The organism is Budvicia aquatica DSM 5075 = ATCC 35567, assembly GCF_000427805.1.
GTDB lineage: Bacteria > Pseudomonadota > Gammaproteobacteria > Enterobacterales > Enterobacteriaceae > Budvicia > Budvicia aquatica.
Map to the genome: position 1 here is coordinate 1 of NZ_ATYS01000070.1, position 17325 is coordinate 17325.

At 44.1% G+C, this 17325-nt stretch carries 19 protein-coding genes and 2 pseudogenes; 5 read left to right on the top strand and 16 right to left on the bottom strand.

Annotation, left to right across the window (positions count from 1 at the left end; genetic code table 11):
• Positions 1-14 precede the first annotated feature (14 nt).
• The 3 genes from radC to YWE_RS0119045 all read right to left on the bottom strand — a co-directional run bounded on the left by radC (position 15) and on the right by YWE_RS0119045 (position 2463).
• Positions 15-467 carry a RadC family protein gene (gene radC, locus YWE_RS0119035; protein WP_036015996.1) on the bottom strand — a complete coding sequence of 151 codons (453 nt, stop codon included), beginning with the start codon at positions 465-467 and terminating at the stop codon, positions 15-17.
• 101 nt (positions 468-568) lie between these two features.
• Positions 569-1390, bottom strand: coding sequence for a DUF932 domain-containing protein (locus YWE_RS0119040; protein WP_029095957.1), 822 nt, complete (start codon positions 1388-1390; stop codon positions 569-571).
• A gap of 239 nt (positions 1391-1629) precedes the next feature.
• Positions 1630-2463 (bottom strand): hypothetical protein, encoded by an 834-nt coding sequence (locus YWE_RS0119045; protein ID WP_029095958.1) that lies wholly within the window; start codon positions 2461-2463, stop codon positions 1630-1632.
• A 719-nt stretch (positions 2464-3182) separates the two neighbouring features.
• Between YWE_RS0119045 and YWE_RS0119055 the strand changes: the two genes are divergently transcribed.
• From YWE_RS0119055 to YWE_RS0119065, 3 genes are all read left to right on the top strand, one after another.
• A complete protein-coding gene (locus YWE_RS0119055) occupies positions 3183-3794 on the top strand; it encodes an inovirus Gp2 family protein (protein WP_029095960.1) in 612 nt (203 codons plus the stop codon).
• Positions 3795-3939: 145 nt separating this feature from the next.
• Positions 3940-4155: a helix-turn-helix transcriptional regulator gene (locus YWE_RS0119060; protein WP_029095961.1), complete on the top strand. Its 216-nt coding sequence runs from the start codon at positions 3940-3942 to the stop codon at positions 4153-4155.
• Between the two features lie 131 nt (positions 4156-4286).
• Positions 4287-4661 (top strand): putative zinc ribbon protein, encoded by a 375-nt coding sequence (locus YWE_RS0119065; protein WP_428829279.1) that lies wholly within the window; start codon positions 4287-4289, stop codon positions 4659-4661.
• A gap of 361 nt (positions 4662-5022) precedes the next feature.
• On the opposite strand, the pseudogene YWE_RS30145 reads toward YWE_RS0119065, so the two are convergent.
• From YWE_RS30145 to YWE_RS0119100, 8 genes and pseudogenes are all read right to left on the bottom strand, one after another.
• A pseudogene (locus tag YWE_RS30145) lies at positions 5023-5224 on the bottom strand (hypothetical protein); the annotation flags it as partial.
• Positions 5225-5415: 191 nt separating this feature from the next.
• A complete protein-coding gene (locus tag YWE_RS31245; RefSeq protein WP_029095963.1) occupies positions 5416-5658 on the bottom strand; it encodes a hypothetical protein in 243 nt (80 codons plus the stop codon).
• Positions 5659-5781: 123 nt separating this feature from the next.
• Complete coding sequence (locus tag YWE_RS0119075) at positions 5782-6984, bottom strand: multidrug effflux MFS transporter (RefSeq protein ID WP_029095964.1); 1203 nt, start codon at positions 6982-6984, stop codon at positions 5782-5784.
• Positions 6984-7586, bottom strand: coding sequence for a TetR/AcrR family transcriptional regulator (locus tag YWE_RS0119080; protein WP_029095965.1), 603 nt, complete (start codon positions 7584-7586; stop codon positions 6984-6986). The genes YWE_RS0119075 and YWE_RS0119080 overlap by 1 nt, the downstream gene beginning before the upstream one ends.
• A gap of 297 nt (positions 7587-7883) precedes the next feature.
• Positions 7884-8369 (bottom strand): hypothetical protein, encoded by a 486-nt coding sequence (locus YWE_RS0119085; RefSeq protein ID WP_029095966.1) that lies wholly within the window; start codon positions 8367-8369, stop codon positions 7884-7886.
• A gap of 27 nt (positions 8370-8396) precedes the next feature.
• The gene (locus YWE_RS0119090; protein ID WP_029095967.1) at positions 8397-9476 is read right to left on the bottom strand and encodes a patatin-like phospholipase family protein; all 1080 of its coding nucleotides are present in this window, start codon (positions 9474-9476) and stop codon (positions 8397-8399) included.
• On the bottom strand, positions 9476-10354 hold the full coding sequence (locus YWE_RS0119095) for a diguanylate cyclase regulator RdcB family protein (protein WP_029095968.1): 879 nt from the start codon (positions 10352-10354) through the stop codon (positions 9476-9478). The genes YWE_RS0119090 and YWE_RS0119095 overlap by 1 nt, the downstream gene beginning before the upstream one ends.
• A complete protein-coding gene (locus tag YWE_RS0119100) occupies positions 10354-12792 on the bottom strand; it encodes a dynamin family protein (RefSeq protein WP_029095969.1) in 2439 nt (812 codons plus the stop codon). The genes YWE_RS0119095 and YWE_RS0119100 overlap by 1 nt, the downstream gene beginning before the upstream one ends.
• A gap of 851 nt (positions 12793-13643) precedes the next feature.
• Between YWE_RS0119100 and YWE_RS30550 the strand changes: the two genes are divergently transcribed.
• Together YWE_RS30550 and YWE_RS32020 are read left to right on the top strand one after the other, a co-directional pair.
• Complete coding sequence (locus tag YWE_RS30550; RefSeq protein WP_127526498.1) at positions 13644-13886, top strand: hypothetical protein; 243 nt, start codon at positions 13644-13646, stop codon at positions 13884-13886.
• Positions 13887-14020: 134 nt separating this feature from the next.
• Positions 14021-14146 carry a transposase gene (locus YWE_RS32020; RefSeq protein ID WP_127526521.1) on the top strand — a complete coding sequence of 42 codons (126 nt, stop codon included), beginning with the start codon at positions 14021-14023 and terminating at the stop codon, positions 14144-14146.
• 313 nt (positions 14147-14459) lie between these two features.
• Here the strand turns inward: YWE_RS32020 and YWE_RS0119115 are convergent, their stop codons facing one another.
• The 5 genes and pseudogenes from YWE_RS0119115 to YWE_RS30975 all read right to left on the bottom strand — a co-directional run.
• Positions 14460-14894: a hypothetical protein gene (locus YWE_RS0119115; RefSeq protein ID WP_029095971.1), complete on the bottom strand. Its 435-nt coding sequence runs from the start codon at positions 14892-14894 to the stop codon at positions 14460-14462.
• Positions 14895-15012: 118 nt separating this feature from the next.
• Positions 15013-15477, bottom strand: a complete 465-nt coding sequence (locus YWE_RS0119120) for a hypothetical protein (RefSeq protein WP_029095972.1) — start codon at positions 15475-15477, stop codon at positions 15013-15015.
• A gap of 236 nt (positions 15478-15713) precedes the next feature.
• Positions 15714-16067, bottom strand: a complete 354-nt coding sequence (locus YWE_RS0119125; RefSeq protein WP_029095973.1) for a hypothetical protein — start codon at positions 16065-16067, stop codon at positions 15714-15716.
• A gap of 70 nt (positions 16068-16137) precedes the next feature.
• Positions 16138-16653, bottom strand: coding sequence for a DUF4234 domain-containing protein (locus tag YWE_RS0119130; RefSeq protein ID WP_029095974.1), 516 nt, complete (start codon positions 16651-16653; stop codon positions 16138-16140).
• Positions 16654-17060: 407 nt separating this feature from the next.
• Positions 17061-17325, bottom strand: a pseudogene (locus tag YWE_RS30975) (GTPase family protein); the annotation flags it as partial.

Here is a 17325-nt window from a genome sequence, read left to right on the forward strand (position 1 = left end):
GCTGGTGGCTTGAGCTATAACCAGCCCCGTTCAGCAAACGACACCTGTTCGCCATGACCCATGACAATGTGGTCTAAGACTTTTACGTCAACCAACGATAAGGCCTCTTTTAACTTTTGGGTTATTGTCTTGTCAGCTTGACTGGGCTCAGCTATTCCCGAGGGATGGGAATGCGCCAAAATCGTCGCCGCTGCATTATGGTACAGGGCCAGCTTAACGATTTCTCGTGGGTAGACGGACACTTCATTAATGGTGCCCATAAAGAGGGTTTCACGGGCAATCAACCGGTGCTGATTATCCAAATACAGGACAAGAAAGACCTCTTTTTCAGTTGGCTCTAGCTGTAACCGAAGGTAATCTTGCGTCTGTTGTGATGAGGTCAACGAATAGGGTTTGGCTTTGAGTTGCTTATCTAACAGCTGTAAAGCCATCGTAATGATGCGCTGCTCGCGCTGAATATAGGGCATGGCGATGTTCTCACGGTGAAAGAGAGTTAGGCCGCAAATAGATGGGGTACTGACGGGTACCCGAACCGGCCTAGAAGAGATTGAACGTGAACCCCGTTCAGTCAGGCTAAATGTTGTCGCATATTCTCAGCCATCACCCATAACGCTCTGTTGAGTTTGATATCACCATCAATACCATTAATCGCCCGCGTTCGTGCCCGCTTCCCTTTCGCCGTGCGCCCTGACAGTCCGCCTTTAATCAAATTTTCCTGAGTCCGCTGAAAAATTGTCCAAAGGTCATCTTTTTTGTCCTCCCAACGCCTAGGCATCAATATTTGCTCTTCTGTGACTGGCTGGTACTCTTCGCCATAACGGTAGGTTAGGGCAGCATGAGCAAAGGCCTGTTGCGCGGACCGAGAGAGCGTGATGCCCTGCATGGCTTCCCGTTGTTCCTCAACTTGGTCAAAAATACCTAATACTTCGTAAGCACCTTCAATCACACGGTCAACGACAGGCCCAAGGTGTGGTACTCTAACCTCACCGAAGGTGTCACCGCAGACCAGGCCATTGGTGCAAATTTGGCGGAAAAAACCAGGAAGCATTTGGTAACTGCTCGAGCCATCATGACTATTGAGCAGGATTATCTCAGGAACTTCTTTTCCTAATATTTGGTTTTCACGGCGTAGCCTAATCAGATGTTTTGTATGGTCTTGTTTATCGAGATTACGAACCCGAGTCTGGCAGGCAAAGAAGGGTTGAAAGCCTTCTTTACGCAGGTTATCTAATAAGGTGATGGTAGGAATGTAGCTATATCGGGCACTTCTGGAGTGATGTTTTTCTTCCGAGAAGATACTCGGAACGTGGCGGGCTAATTCATCGTTGGTTAATGGTTGGTCACGACGAATAAGGTTTACTGCGCCAAAACGAGAGGCTAAGCGGGTCATATAGGAAGCTCCATAAAAAGATACGATTGTTATTTCGTATCAGTGATATAGAGCTAATTTTCTTTGTAGGTTAAGTCAATTTAGGCTTGATGAACCATCTAGATGTACTAATTGATTTAGTCAATACTGGTCATGTAATTATTGATGTTTTGGCTGTATACCTGCCGCTTTAAACTAGATAGCGTAAGCTGATACGGCGTAGCAACTTGTATTAATTGGTTAAGAGCACAACACTGGCCTTATACTCGAAATTTTTTAACTATACGGACACCATCACCCACTTTATTCATCTTAGTAAATGAGATTCGTGATTGATTAGCATACATATTAGGGCCAATCAATTTGATATAGATGTTAAAAGGAAAACTGGTAAAGCCAAACTTATCCAGTTTTATTGGATAATTTTTTTCTGTTTTTGAAACGGGGATAAAAAAACCACCCGAGATATCACTAGTACGTTCAAATTCGATAAGTGGCGCTAGTATTTTTTTATTCGGGAATTTGTTTTTAATGGGTGGAAAAAACACATCCTGATATTTTAAATATTTTATTTTAGTGAAGTCATATGTTCCATTAAACTCTCGCCACATTTCTTCTGAACAGTTTAATGAACCGAATATACCGAAATAACTAACTTTAACGAGGCAATTCTCTGGTTTTTCTGGGGTTGAGGTTATAGAGTAAATAATATCTAGCTTGATTTTTATGATAACAAATAGACTATTCTTTTCTTGATTGATATTTATTTTACTTGATATGTCTGTAGAAAAAACATTCATTATATTCGTATCAATTTCATCCATTATCTTCTTTCTTAGTAGGTATTTATCCTTAAGTGGCAGCGTAAATTCAAAGCCTGATGACATATCGATTGGCTGCACTTTATAGTAAGGAGGAAGAACAGTCAGGATATCATTATGCACTGGTGGCATATCACTCAAAGCCCTTTCTTTTTGAATCAATCCAAGAATATATTTTGATTTCGTTTTATTCGATGATTTTGCTTTTTCCACAAAACTATCGTGTGACTTCTCGTCAGGAAAGTAAACCGTTGACTTAAATTCGTACGCCATAGCACATCCTTACTTGTTTTTATGAGCATCAAAATAGTAATTATCGATATTATACTTAGATATAATTATTTGTATTTTACCCTACATTAATATTTTTTTCAAATAAAAGTAGGGTACATTTATTTTGTGCCCTACTTTTTATTTGCAATTAATTTTAAATAGTTAGATGAGATTTCAGATATTGTCTGTATGGCTAGTTTTGCATAAAAAGCCTTGGCCTCATGTGCCTTTCGTGGCTTCTTTCTCGCATCAATCCAAGAGTTTTTTACCTTTAAGAGTAAAAGATTACTGTTCGATAATGTTATACCGTCCCAAGCTAAGTTAATCATTAGTTCGGCATGCAGATGAATAGTTGGTGTTGAGAACAAAGAGTATTAGGAGGACGTTTGAGGGCTAACTTCAGAGTGATTTTAGTAGGGACTGATAATGTCCTGAGATGCATATGGTCAGTTATAGTAAGGCTTCACTCTGTAGATTGTCTGAAGATAAGTAAATATTCACTGTTGGTTTATATATTATGTTTATCCTCGCATTTAATTATTATCTGAAACCTCACATTTAATGATTAGTCAGTTATAGCCAAATCATAGTCATAACCCAGTTGCCACTACAGCTTATTGCTATGTGCAGCAGTAGCCTTCCTCTATATGCCCACCTTGTTCAATAAAAAATTACTAGTTACCTCATAGCTATGAAACCAACTAACAGGAACTAGAAAAATGAAACTAAACATGAATCATGGATTATTAAACAAATATCACTTAAACCGCTTTGAGGAAGTCATTCAACGTATGTTAAAGGATACGTCCAGAGTGATGGCCTTTAGGCTTGATTTAAGATTACCTGACGGGGAATTAGATATAGATAAAGATTCTGCTGTTATTACTCGTTTCTTTGCATCATTAAGAGCTCAAATTAAAGCTCATGAACGAAACAACAGAAAACGAGGAATACGGGTTTATCCCTGTAATTTACAATACCTGTGGGTAAGGGAGTTTGGATTAGAAAAGAATAAAAAGCATTACCACCTTTTAATCTTGGTAAATAAGGATGCCTATTACAGCCCTGGTGACATTAGCGGCAAGTTAGATACCAAGAAAGGGGTTCTGACCCTCATGGCTATTAAAGCTTGGCTACGCGCTTTAAAACTTAGTGATGAGTCATATCGGTCGTTAGTCTATTTACCTTCTGCTTATTACCACATCAACAAGCAACAGGGGTTTAATTCTCAGGCATATCGTGACCTGATTTACCACACCAGTTATATGGCAAAGCTTGCTACTAAAAGCAGTGAAGATGGAGAACGTAATTTTGGCTGTAGCCAGAAGTAGTTATGGGTAAATCGATAAAAGTATTTTCTTACTAACCAACAGATTGTTATGACGGAGTAAGCAGCAATCAACTGATTAACCAAAATGTATCAGCTATAGCTAGCTACTCCTGTCTTTCATTAACTTAAAGACAGAGAGAAATGTCATGAACAATCTGAATACAATGCCCGACCTGATGAACGATAAATTAGTCGATATGGTCTTTATTACTGAGTTTACTGGTTTAACGGATAAATGGTTCTATAAGCTGATGAGTGAAGGTAAGTTTCCTAAGCCGATAAAGATGGGACGTAGCTCCCGCTGGCTAGAAAGCGAAGTAAAAAGCTGGTTAATGGCCCGTATTACTGAATCACGTAGCTAAGACAGTCTGAACGCTTAAGTCCCTCCTCGTGCTTTAACGACCCTTATTTCCCCCAATAACTTTCCATCACTGCGTCAGTATGCGTAGCGCTTGCTGCTGTGTGCAGTTTGGGGAAGGAGAATACCATGCGAATGTTAAAAGTCTTTGTGGCTTGCAATGTGATGAATCAAATTATTTCGGCTGCTAGAAATCCACCGGCAAATGAATCACCTTATTTTTGTCGGTTTTGCGGGTGCTTATTAATACTCCATAACAATAATCTCAGCGAGANACCGTGGTTTGAACATGATCAGAAGAGCATTCCTATAGAACGTTTACGTCTTTGTACTTATTTTGACCCAGAAGTAAAACACAATGAACAGCAGGAGGAATTACGCCATATGGTAAAGAAACAGATGAAACCGGTTCTAGTGACTAGGTGGCTTTGTCTTCTGTGTGGTAAAGAACACTTAGGCGTTAAATGCTGCCAAACCTGTGGTACCGATATTTACTGTAAAGAGATTTAACGTGTAATTTACTCGCATTAATCGCGATGATTCAAACAACGTCGATTGTTAGGCCAATCCGAATAAATCGATAGATATGGGCAAATGATCCTGCTGGCTAAAAAACAAAATAGCGTACTGGATGCCAGAGCACATTCATCAATTCAGACACTAAACCAATCGACTATCGTCTTTCCTTCGAGTAACTAAAACATGAACAATATAAATAACCTAATGGTCGTCTCTACTTCAATCTGCTCGTGGCTGAATGCCAACGCTTAGAATTAGTCACCTTGCATGCGTATTTGGGGTATTACGCCCAACTTACCGAAAAGTTCCACGTATTTAGAATATTCACTATTAATCATTATGTTATAATTACTCTGCCAGAAAGATAAGCCAGCCAAAGATCCCCGGCGAGTTTAAGCCTGCTGGTAGTATTTTTTTATCCGGGGCAAAACCGACATTCTTCAGATAGCGGGGTTCTACGCCGGAATCCGATAGCAAAGAAGGACGGCAAAACTAAACCAACTGGTGGGTTTACGGTGAGCATTAATAAGAGCCTGATCATGTTCACTGAAATAGGGGGCTGCTTGGAAAACGGAATCTATGGTCACTCTCGTTTTTGCAACACTGATCTTGGTGATAAGTTGGCTTGCTTGAATCTATCCGGCGTCTAAATGAGCTTAATTGCTCGCGCCCCGATGAGTTCCGCTCCTGAGGAACCTCCAGAAAATATACGGCTTCAGATGAGCCGTTCCTTTTCACAGGTTCTTCAACAGGCCGGTTGGCCGTTCGTATCATCAATAATCAGTATTCGCAAAAGCATCAACGGGCTTACGCTACTGGTTGAGCAGAACATGGCGTTATCGTCCTCTGCCAGCATGTGTTCCCAAAATAGCTGATTACACCCGGTTTCAGTAAGCTTATGAACGTCATTTTTAATTAAGCCGTCGCGGGTGAACCTCGGGGCGCCACGGTAGATAAGCCGACCACTATGAAAGCGCCGGTTAATCATAATGGAACTAACCCACGTATTTTAGGCATAGACCCACCATGGCGTTATTTGTTATAGAATGATTTATTGTTCAGGTAATCCATGTAGGATGCTAACCCGGTGCCGGTTTTGGCTGTATTACGTTTATACGAGTGCCTTACCCACGGGATCCTTTTTCGTCAGTAGCGTAAAACACAGGATAGCCAGGGTGTAGCAGCCCAGAATGGTTAACGCCATGGACAGTGACGACGTCCCCTTCAGTCCGGTCAGCGGTACGCTGATAGCACCCAGTGAAAACATACTTACGCCAATCAGTGCGGAAGCGCTACCCGCATTATTTCCCTGATTCTGCATCGCCAGCGATGAGGCATTGGGGGCGACGATACCCATCACAATGACAGAGAAAAAGAGCGCAACCAGCAAAACGACCAGGGGTGCATGCAGAGCACTGGCCAGTAACAACAATAATGATGCACAGCCCGCGATACCCAGTCCGAATTTGAGCACCTGCAGTTCGCCATAGCGTAGGCTTAATCGTGTTGAGGTTTGGGCCGCGATGACCAGTCCGATGCCGTTAACGGCAAAACACAGGCTGAACATCTGCGGGCTGAGCTGGTAAATGTCCTGCAGTACAAAAGGTGAGGCACCGATATAAGCAAACATCCCCGCGCCGACAAAACCCTGTGCCAGGCAGAACCCCATAAATTGGCGCTGGCCGAACAGACTGCCAATTGACTTAATCATGCTGATTATGCCGCCCTGATTGCGGCGTTCCGGCGGTAAAGTTTCGTTTAACCGTAGCCTCGACAGTACCAGCAAAAGCGTGGATATTATCGCCAGAACAAAGAAGATGCCACGCCAGTCCATCAGGGTTAGCATAACCCCGCCCAGTACGGGTGCAAAAATTGGCGCTAGTCCGTTAACCAGCATGAGTAACCCAAAGAAACGGGTGAGTTCATGGCCGGAATAAAGATCCCGTGCAATAGCCCGTGATAGTACTGCGCCGCCGGCACCGGCCATGCCCTGCAGAACGCGAGCGGCAATCAATTGACCGATATTAGGTGCTAATGCACACCAGATAGAGGCTGCCATCAGAACAACCAGTGAAACCAGCAAAGGTCGCATACGGCCGAGTTTGTCACTCAGCGTTCCGAAGATAAGTTGCCCGAACCCGAGACCGATTAACCCGGCAGTTAGGCTGAGCTGGGCCGATGCGGTTGTGGTTTGTAGTTCATTCGCCAGTTCGGGCAGAGCAGGCAGATAAAGATCGGTACAAAGCGGGCCAAGCGAGGCCAGCAGTCCGAGTACCAACGTGTAGTTGAGCTGTTGTTTGGTGGTGTATTTCATTACTTGTCCATCGGAGGGAAAACGTTCTGGAGTATTTTCTTATAAAGGCTATATAACTGCGTCGGGCTGGCTTTTTGCGCAGTTAGCATCCGAAAATCGGTACCTTCGGTCATCACCGCAATGAGCTCCACTCGTGCCGCTATCTCTGTGTCAGATAACACGGGATAGAGCCGTTTCAGCATCTCGCTAGCCTGACGAAAAAGTAGGGTATCTGCATCCTGTAAGATCAGTGCAACCACTGGGTTACGGGTGGCTTCAGCCGCGACTTCCAGCATCAGTGCCTGATCGTCGTCACGGGTTTGAGCATCGCGATGGATGACCCGATAGGCCAGATCGCCGGCCAGACGATTAAGGTTGGTTTCATCACGGGCAATCATCAGCATTTTATTATTGACGATGCGGCGTACAATCTCTTCGATAATGGCATCTTTATTCGTGAAGCATCGGTAGATCTGGCCGACGCTGAGTTCTGATAGCGCGGCAATTTCAGCCATGCCCGCCCCGTGAAAACCCTGGCGGCGAAAGCAGTCTCTGGCCGCGTTAATAATTTGGTCCCTACGCGCCCTGAACTTTGCTTCGCGCTGAGTGGTGAGTTGGGGCACGTGATGCCTTTCCTTTTATTAAGTTGAGAGTGATCGTTTACAATTTAAGTGTAAGGGATGAGGCGGAAAAGGTAAATGGTTCGTTTACGGTAAAGTTTTACATAATAACCCACTGTCATTTGATGAAAGTCATCAATCAACGTCTATACATACAGAGAATAAATCAATTCACCGGTAGATCAAGAAGGTGCTCTCTTGTCACCAGGCTGATTTTCATTAGACTAATTTAACCGCTGAATATAACCGTCGTCACATTGAGTGTCCCATATGCAAAAAGCATTGGCGTTAACTATCGACTCACTTAACGTCTGGAATATCCTTCATTAGGTCGTCATTATTGAGGTTTTGCTCCCAGACAGCCTGACATTCAAATAGGCTAACAGCGTTGCCATTTTTTAGTACCGTCAGATAGCCATATTTTTCATTGCCATGCTCAGTGTAAGACACTTGATAGGTGTAAGGACCGTTTGGGATATTTAGATTATGTATCGACACCGCATCAACCTGGCTATAAAGCCATTCCTTCGCTATCTGGCTGACCGTGGTTTTAATCGTTATTTCAGGCATTAATCCTGATTCACCATTAGGGTCTTGTTTACCATACATATAAATAATATTTTCATCGTTTTTTAGAACGACGACCTCTTTCTGCGTCTTTCCTTTTTGAATAAAGCAGCCAAATAAGACATCAGCATCACCGTACGGAGACGCACTGGCCGAAAGGGTGGCTAAAGATAAACTGACCACGGCCATCTTAAATATCGTATTAATCGTCTTTTTCATCCTAAATATCCACTCGGATTATTATCATTATTTTAACCGTAACATCGCTGCTGCCAGCGCCGTATCGGCAATCTCATCCTGTCCCTGGCTAGACTGAAGTCGTTGTTCAGACTCAGTGAGGTGAGCGCGTGCTTGAGTCGCCTGCATGATTTTCTCTGTGCAGAGTAAGGTATCCTGATACCCCTGTTCAATCCAGCTATTGATTTTGTCTGGATGGAACCCTAATAAATCGCTTATGCCGGAAAACGTACTGTCTGAACGGGAAAAGGAGGATTGCGGACGAATTTCCAGTACCGTGGTATCAGGAAAATCATGCCGGTCCCACAGCGAGCCATTCGCCAAATGTGTGACGATCACTAAATCACATCCCGCATCAATTAACGGTGTAATGGGCGTGTTTCCCTGCATTTTTTGCCATCCCCCTATGCCCCCGTCACTGTAATTTTTTTCACCCACCTGACGGGACGAAAATAATAACGGCAGGGCTGCTGATGCCAATAGGGCTTCTTTACGTGCTTCGACAGACAAGCTCTGTATGTGAATAAATTGCGATGGGGCCGTATCCTTAATCGCTATGCTTGCCAGCAGACAATTGAGTAGATCCTGAACCCCACCCTGTGTTTCATACACGGAAATATAAAGTGGTAAGCCCTGAGTGAGCGCTTCGGGATCAAGATAACAGTCCATCAATTGAGATAATGGCTGCTCAGAGAATAGTCCGTCATCCTTGAGAGGGTGAAACAGAGCGGATACCCTCAGATCCAATCGTTCGAAGAGTGACCTCATCGCCTGCGTTAACAACGCAAATTGCTTTGCCCCACTGAGTACTAACCCGGTCGAGAGTAAATAATTGAGATAAACGGGCACATTGGCCTGTAACGGTGAGGTGTGTGCCAGCGTTTGCCAGACCGCTTCCAGACGAGCGACCCCGTCAGCAAGAGACGGCGCAGAAGCCAGAATAGCGCCATTCAGGGCCCCAATACTGGCGCCTGAAATCATATGGACCTCAGCCCCCACCTGATGTAGCGCCTTGAGTACGCCAACCTGATACGCACCGATGGCCCCACCGCCGGAAAGGACTAACCCCACTTTGAATGAATTCTCCACTATGCAATGCCCCCAAAAACTTCCTCAATCAGTGCGCCCGTCAAACGCTCGGCATGACATATCAAAGGCATGCCTGACGGTATCGCTTCCTGTGTCTGAGTGGTCGCAAAGACCACCGGATGATAATCAGCCGTACTCCAGTCGCCTTGATAAGCCAGCCCGTCACTGAAATGGGTATCCGGAACGGCTAGCCACTGTTGATGAGAAACGCGGCTTAATGGTGTTACCTGAGCATCCAGTGCCATTTGACAGGATGCGCGATCCCGCAGCTCATTCAGAAAACCGGTATATTGACGGGTATCACTGTTCCGTAGAAGATCGCCGAATACCCCCCAGCGCAATTCTTCCAGCACCGCATAGCAACGTCCAGAAAGGGAAAACGGCTGATAACGTCCGGCCTGCCAACGGGCAAACACTTGGTCAAACTGGATCCGCCCGTGTTGCATCAGGTCAATATTCTGAATAGCCTGGGATATCTCGCTAAAACGCGCATTGGTCTGCACGGTAAATTGCGCCAACAACTGACGGGTATCGACCGCATAATGGGCGACTTGTGCGGTGTTGTGCATCAACTGGTTCATCCGGTCATTCACCTGAACAATCGCATAATTGCTTTTTGCCAGCGATCCCGACAATTCGGTTAACCAACGTAATGAACTTTCGACACCATCGGCCAGACTGGCATTAATCGCCTGCTGGCGTTTGGCATTGGTACCGGTAAAGCCCATCCAGATCCGGTCAAGGAATTGCTGGCTTTGTTGGGTCCGCGTATGGTCGCGTACCACGTCAATACCATTGGCTAAATCGACAATGAATTTTTCAGGCAGGCAGGTGAGGACCTGACAAAGGTTATCGGTTGGGGTGACGGCGGTCAGCATTATTCAGCCGCCTGAGGAAAGAGTGCATCGACATCGTGTTTTAACGCCTCGCTGTCCTGTCTGATATGCTGACTCGAGGTAGAGAAGTGACCCAGTTGTTTTTTGATGTGCATCAGCGAAGCCGTTTCTTGTTGTTGGTCAACGATACTTTGCTGTAAGTTAGCCCGAACCCCCTCGAGCTTGGCGGAGAAGTCGGAAAAGAAGCTGTCCATTTCGTCTTGAACCGGCTGCGCGATTTGTGCTGTTATCGCCTGATTAATGGTGTCTGATAAGGCATTTATCTGCTGCTGCATACTACCTTTCAGCTTGCTCAAAATGATGACATAGCGTTCTTCTTTTTCGTTATATTCCTCCCAGCCCCAATCATCCGTGTCAAGCAAGCTACACAGGGCTCCCCATAGATTATCTTTTCGACGATGATGGGTCACGGTTTTGATTTCCTGCTTAATGGCTTTATCAAAGGCTCTGTTGGCGCTAAATTTTAGTTTTTTAACATTAAACACGGGAAAACTGAGTGTGATGGTAAATCCGGCATCATCAAGCGCCGCTTTGATTTTGTCCTCTATCGGTCGGATATTGTCGGCAAGCGTATCGAGCAATGAAATTTCCAGATGAGACAGTACCTCATTTAAACCGGTAGTGATGTCCTCTTTACCCTCATCCAAGATGGTATCTACCGAAGCACTTATCTTATTAAGTAATGCTTTAGCATCAAGTTGATCATCAAACTCAATTCTGTCGTTTTGTGCGTCGAAGTCTTTACCGTCATCCTCGTCGGGGTGAGGACTCCTCGGGTCTGAAAAGATATTTACCCATGAATGGATCAACGCGTTTGGCCCTTTTCTGCCTGATGTTCTGTTTTTTTTCTCGATTAGCGCTTTTTCCTCAGTGCGTTTTTTCTCTGCGACTTTCCCGTCTTTAAAGTACTGGTCGATTTGTTGGTTAATACGCAGCGTGATGTCGGCAGTATGTTGTGCGGTTTGTCGGTCTGCCTGTTGAACCTCTTCGTCAATTTTTGTTTTGACCTGTTGTTGAACGCCACTTAACAGACAAATATCCGACTCCAGCGCAGTGACATTTTTTTGTAAGTCTGCAATATTTATTGCTAGGCCCTCAGCGCGGAAACTAAAATACTCAGTCGCGTCACTGGCATACTTGACCAATTTTTCGCTGGCTGATTTCAGGGCATACAGTGCTGCACGGTAATACGCAGTCTGTATCACTGCCTTCACGGGGGCAGAAAACAGCGAGTCCTTCCATAGGTCTTCGGCGGCGACCATCACGCCCTGAGTCTCCTGCAAATCGGCAGGTTTCCAGCGTTTGCCAATCGCTTCTTCGGCAAAATCCACCACCCAGTTTTGCCCTTCAGGTGTCGGTAATGCACCGTGCAGATGAATTTCGTGACGGGCCCGGTTGGCCAGATAGCCCCATTTAGCGGCCACAGGAAACACCTGCGACGCGGTCATGTCTTTTTTCATTAAGCTCCCGGCCACCCACGCTTTCACCTGCTGTTCGTCGTCACCGTGGCGGTCCTTTTGATCAAACTTATTGACGAGAACGTATAACGGAACCGATTGACCCACCGCAGCTACCGATTGGCGTACATCGGCATCAGACGTTGACTTAAGTTGGGTGTAATCCATGACCAACAACACGGCGGACGCTTTGCCTAATTGGTCGTCAAGCATCTCTTTTAAATGTCCTTGACCGGCTTCATTTGGGCCTGGGGTATCCAGCAAGGTGAGCTGGCCATGACCTTCAGACAATTCAGCAAGATGGGCAAATTCGACACAAATTACGGGGATATTTTTGACCGTGGCATATTCATTAAATGGGAACGCGATATTCAATGCCGTCGATAGACGCACCAAATCATTCAAACTTTTCAGGCAGTGGAAAATGTTATCTGACCCCTGATAATGCGCCGCAAAGGGAACGCCATCCGTAATCTGGTCCAGCAACGCGTTCAGGTCGGCGTCGAGTTCCAGTCGCTGACTCAATTGCTGACGTTCAATACTGACTAAAGCCTGGTGTAATGATGCCATCAGGTGGTTAATGGGTTGGATATGGGTAAAATGTAAAACAGGTTCTTGCTGGCCTTTGGTATGGCGAATAAGCGTGGGTAATGCCGTCATCGGTCGATTACGGTTGGGCAATACTTCGGTGCCCACGATAGCATTAATGACCGTCGATTTTCCGGCTTTCATTGTACCGACCACGGCCAGTACCATTTCCTGCTGAAGGAGTTTATCTCGTTCATCCTGTAAGGTTTCAATCTGGCGACTGACCCCGTCGGCCGTGAAGGCTAACTGCTTTTGGGTATCCGGTTCATCGAGGAGTATCGAGGGATTCTCTTGTATGTCTGTGAGGGTCGTCAGTATCAAATTCAGTAAGCGTTCTGCTTCTTGACTTAATAACTCAATATTTCCTGCATGCATAAAAATTCTATCCTTATAAATATATTATTGTTTTTTAAATAATGAATCTATGATTGATGTATTGGATATAGGCTTCTGCGATACGTGGCCACCGCATACCGGACAGGTCGATATACTCACGATGACGTCTGTTTTAAACGCGACAATGTTCTTCCAGTCGCAAGAGTCGCAACGATATTTGATTGTGATACCTTGGCCAAACATAATGTCGCCCCTTATTAGTCACCATGATTGGTGAAGTGCTGGTATCTCTTGCATGGTCGTTTTACTCTTTGAAGGTCATGACATCGCGATGCGCCACTGAACGATGTTGGCTGCTAACGGTCCGTATCCTGTGGACGGACATCATCGGCCATGTTCACGATGTTGACGGGTAAACCCACGACCATCCCCACGCAGTTCATCGTTTGACTAGATGATGAATCATCACGCTTTCCCCGCCTATTTTTGCAGCCATAAAAGCGCGTCACTTTCCCATCATCACATTGAAATTTATGATTAATTATAGCCATGAGACGTCAGGGCATCATGTTTGATGAACATGACTAAACGGATGTTAATAAACGTTAGCAGAGATATTATTTAAAGTCAGATCGTCCCTGACGATCAATTATTGGTATTTTGATCGGCCGCGACGATCAATGGGATTAAGTCAACAGGAGGGGTATCTTGCCAAAAGTCATTATTCATCTATGTAATTAATGACTTAACCGAAAACACCCTATTTCCTTCATATATAAGCATGCGGTTCAACCAACGCCCTGTTGATTCCATGAAAGTTGGCGTGATGTTTGTGTCTCATGGTTTCTCCCTGCCAAAAACAACACCATGCCCAGATACAGAAGGCATTTTTGAATACTCTTCCACAGGACCTCACTCCGAAAAATAAGGTAATTGTCATCACCGATACTGGACCCCAAAATGACTGGATTCCTCATACTCAATCACTGGGTTGGGATTTTATTAGACGAGTCAGCGGTAATATTCAGTGCCGACTGAATCAAAAAGGCGAGCACGGGTTTAAACGGCAGGAACGCCATGCAAGTAGCAAACCTGAATATTTTAGTTCCGGTGCTCTGGTTCGCACACAATAGGCTCAATGTGAGGAGCACGTTTATCTTGATAAGAAGGAGCCTAAAGGACAAAAAAATAAGCGAGGCCGCTGGCGAATTGCACGTTATTCTCAAGAACGGGATGAGCGTGCAACTGCCAATGACCCTCTAGGCTCATTTTTAGCAACACAGAAGAATTTAAGCCATATGACATCATGACGTTATATCGTCGCAGAATGCAGATAGAACAAAACCTCCATGATGAGAAAAGCGAACGTATGGGTTTTGGGCTATCATGCTGAAAATAGAAGTTTACATCTGAGATGTCAGGCCAGCAGTGTGAAATTGCGGCGGATTTTATCGTCGTTTATGTTAGCGAAGAATATCTTGCGACATTCTTCGCTTATTTTAAAAAGAATAGCGCTGGAAACTACTCGCCAGCACCTCGCCAAAATCGACCGAAATAGGGGGGTATTAGCGCTGAGTGAGTGGGGATCCCTCCGCGCCTAATCGACCCTATTGAATGGCATGGCTACGACAGAAGACGACTTAGCGTATCGGATTTTTCTAACGTACAAAAAATCCGGACACTGTTGGGCCGAATTCGATATGACATCAGTATTTAAATTCAAATGACTGCTCCCCGTCTTGTGTTTTAATCACCGACTGCTTAACAATGCACTCGCTTGTTCCTAAATACGGCCCGGTAATTTCAATATCCAGTTGTTTATCTTTTCTGATGACAACGGGCAATAAAATATTATGAATAGCACAGCCTTTTGGTACTATAGCCAAATCATGAATCACCATATTTTCTTTGGCCTTAATGGTTAATTCTGTGTAACGTTTTCCATTTTGACCTTCATAGATAGCTGCCTGCACTGAATATAACTCATTCTCAATAAGAGATTTTTTGTTATTCTTCATGCAACTCGATATATTGAATAGCATTAATCCTGCGACTAAAAAAGCAATGGCAATGAAAAGCCTTTTCTTATTTTTAGGTTCAGCATTAAATTTTTCTTTTATTTTTTCAAAATGAATGTTCATGATTTCCCTTTAATAATAAAAATTCCGATGAGCATAATCATCGGACGTCTCGCGAAAAGCGATGTGACAAATTGAAAACAATCGTCAATAGTTGATGTGATTGCGATGTTAATGACTGTTATTGCATTTCAGGTACGCCATCAATACCGGACGATAGCAATATTCCGTCTGCTTTGATGGTCTGAGGCAGGCAATCACTTGAATTGACTCTATCGGCTTTTTCATTCATCGCGTAATAGCTCGCGCTGTATTTCCCCTCATTCCATTCATAGTCAATATAATGTGGGGTAGCCATTTCATCACTTTGAAATTTAAGCGTATACATGCTGAAACCTTGGGAGGTATTCCCCAAAATAGCTTGCTGTATGAGGTCGCTCCCCAGAACAAGCGAGATATATCGGCCTCCTTCTTCCATTTTTGCTTCCTCTGGCGTCGAATAACTCACATAGATAACCTGGTCGTTGCGCGTGAGGGTGATTTTTTCGTTATGTGCCTTTAAAACGCATTCAAATATCACCTTGTCGTTAGCGCCAACAAATGGAGATAAAAAACAGAGCATGAACCCTAAAAGTATTTTTTTCATCATGAGCCTTATTAATAGCTTGATTTTCAGTCGTCACTGACCGATTTAATGAATGGCCATCATTTAAAATGACAGAGCGGGGCATAGACAAACCGTTAACCGCCTTATGAATAATACCGTGGTCACTGTCATTCAATAGGGTCGTTCAACGGGGTTGCTGACTCGACGTTCAGCATAAAACAGAATAATAAAGCGTCAGGGCCATGGCGCTTTAGTCACCATGACCCTGGTCATTATTACCAATTGTACGTAAATTCGCCTTTATTGGTGCCAATCGTCAACTCCAATGGCTTGCACTTGCTGAAGCCGTCATTGCTTGGCGTCGTAAACGTGAGGTTGCCACCATACCCTAAACGTTTATTCACATTCTTACCCCGACCTTGCATAGAGATGAGACAGTTACCGCGATTCAACACGATTGACTGAATGGTAATATCATTATCCTTACTGGCGATATTAAATTGCCAAACAGGTAAGTTTTTATTATTCAATAGGTATATGCGAGAAGCATTAACCTGAAGTGGTGTGTTATCAGCATAAACATGGGCGCTAACCAATAATGATATAATGACGATGAATGATTTAAACATATTAAAGTTCCTTAATTCAGGTAGTGATAATCTAAACAACTAAATCTATAGTGAATGTAAATGGTCAGAATTATTCAGCGTGACGTTCTTCTGATAAGGGACGGCTTCCATGAATAATGTTGTGTTTCTGTAAGGCTTCTGGCATTGCGTTAATGCAATACGTGATGTAAAACACACTGAATAAAAACGTATAGAATGCGTTCATTTTCAATTCGAACTTAAATTCCATCAGCGCATAATGCTGTAGGGCGCTCTTTGCTTTAAACGCCCAAACGATACAGAGCACATTCCCGGCGAGTGAGAGCAACAGTATCAATATGGCTATCCCATCGGACGAGTTATTGTCACTGTACTCACCGGCCCCTATACCGATATAGGGTTGTAATTGACTTGATAAGCCAAAACAAACGGCAATCCAGATAATATAGAGGTTATTTGAAAACGGATTGCGGGTCGTATCAGTGATAACCGATTGATTCTTATAGAGCCACATGAGCAAGTAAATACCGCCGGTGGCGAAACTCAGAAGAACGAAGTTGAGCGTTTTGGTATTGAGCTGATCCTTTAATGTCGATATATTGTGCATAGTGATTCCTTACCCTGTTATTAGATAAATTAAATGTGATGATTGTTAAACCGCTGAGTTATCGCTATCACTCGTAGTTGCTCCCGATTTCATTCATTTCACCGGACGAATGAAATCAAAAGGATGGCCGAGACCGCCGGATAAAGGGCCGCTTCACGCGAGTGATGACATTAAACTCACGATATTGGCTAGGTTAATGGGGACATTGAGCAATCTCCTTATGCGCTGACGCTAGGCCGCAATGATGTTCACTACAATATCAAAAGAGGCTGAGGGCATTGATCGTTTGTTACTATGGTTAAATCCGTATTGATCGTTTTCGACGATCAATACCTTCCTCCTTTATTTCAGTCTGATAATAATCAAGTAAAATCAATGCGTTATTTATTGTTATTATCGGTAAGGCTTCAGAAGAAAAAGGACCAAAGCGATTTCATTGCTGAGACAATTGCCTCCTTCACCTTGATTATCAGGAACGTAAACACTTGAGGTAATGAAGCACTCTGAATCATACTTTCCAGCAATTCATCCACTGAATCCCCAAAGTCAGACTGTGCTTTTTCTATCACCACGTCAGTTTTGTATCGCTCTTTAAGCTGGGTTGTCATCGCACTGCTCGCCTGCTTGGGGAGGCTGCCCATGAGGGTTTCAACAAATGTCGTCAGGTTGTAG

Coding starts and splice junctions, on each gene's coding strand:
- YWE_RS0119095 (WP_029095968.1), bottom strand. CDS start 10,354: ATGCTGACCGCCGTCACCCCAACCGATAACCTTTGTCAGGTCCTCACC.
- YWE_RS0119085 (WP_029095966.1), bottom strand. CDS start 8,369: ATGAAAAAGACGATTAATACGATATTTAAGATGGCCGTGGTCAGTTTA.
- YWE_RS0119125 (WP_029095973.1), bottom strand. CDS start 16,067: ATGTTTAAATCATTCATCGTCATTATATCATTATTGGTTAGCGCCCAT.
- YWE_RS0119120 (WP_029095972.1), bottom strand. CDS start 15,477: ATGAAAAAAATACTTTTAGGGTTCATGCTCTGTTTTTTATCTCCATTT.
- YWE_RS0119100 (WP_029095969.1), bottom strand. CDS start 12,792: ATGCATGCAGGAAATATTGAGTTATTAAGTCAAGAAGCAGAACGCTTA.
- YWE_RS0119130 (WP_029095974.1), bottom strand. CDS start 16,653: ATGCACAATATATCGACATTAAAGGATCAGCTCAATACCAAAACGCTC.
- YWE_RS0119055 (WP_029095960.1), top strand. CDS start 3,183: ATGAAACTAAACATGAATCATGGATTATTAAACAAATATCACTTAAAC.
- YWE_RS0119060 (WP_029095961.1), top strand. CDS start 3,940: ATGAACAATCTGAATACAATGCCCGACCTGATGAACGATAAATTAGTC.
- YWE_RS0119045 (WP_029095958.1), bottom strand. CDS start 2,463: ATGGCGTACGAATTTAAGTCAACGGTTTACTTTCCTGACGAGAAGTCA.
- YWE_RS0119075 (WP_029095964.1), bottom strand. CDS start 6,984: ATGAAATACACCACCAAACAACAGCTCAACTACACGTTGGTACTCGGA.
- YWE_RS0119040 (WP_029095957.1), bottom strand. CDS start 1,390: ATGACCCGCTTAGCCTCTCGTTTTGGCGCAGTAAACCTTATTCGTCGT.
- YWE_RS0119115 (WP_029095971.1), bottom strand. CDS start 14,894: ATGAACATTCATTTTGAAAAAATAAAAGAAAAATTTAATGCTGAACCT.
- radC (WP_036015996.1), bottom strand. CDS start 467: ATGCCCTATATTCAGCGCGAGCAGCGCATCATTACGATGGCTTTACAG.
- YWE_RS31245 (WP_029095963.1), bottom strand. CDS start 5,658: ATGATTAACCGGCGCTTTCATAGTGGTCGGCTTATCTACCGTGGCGCC.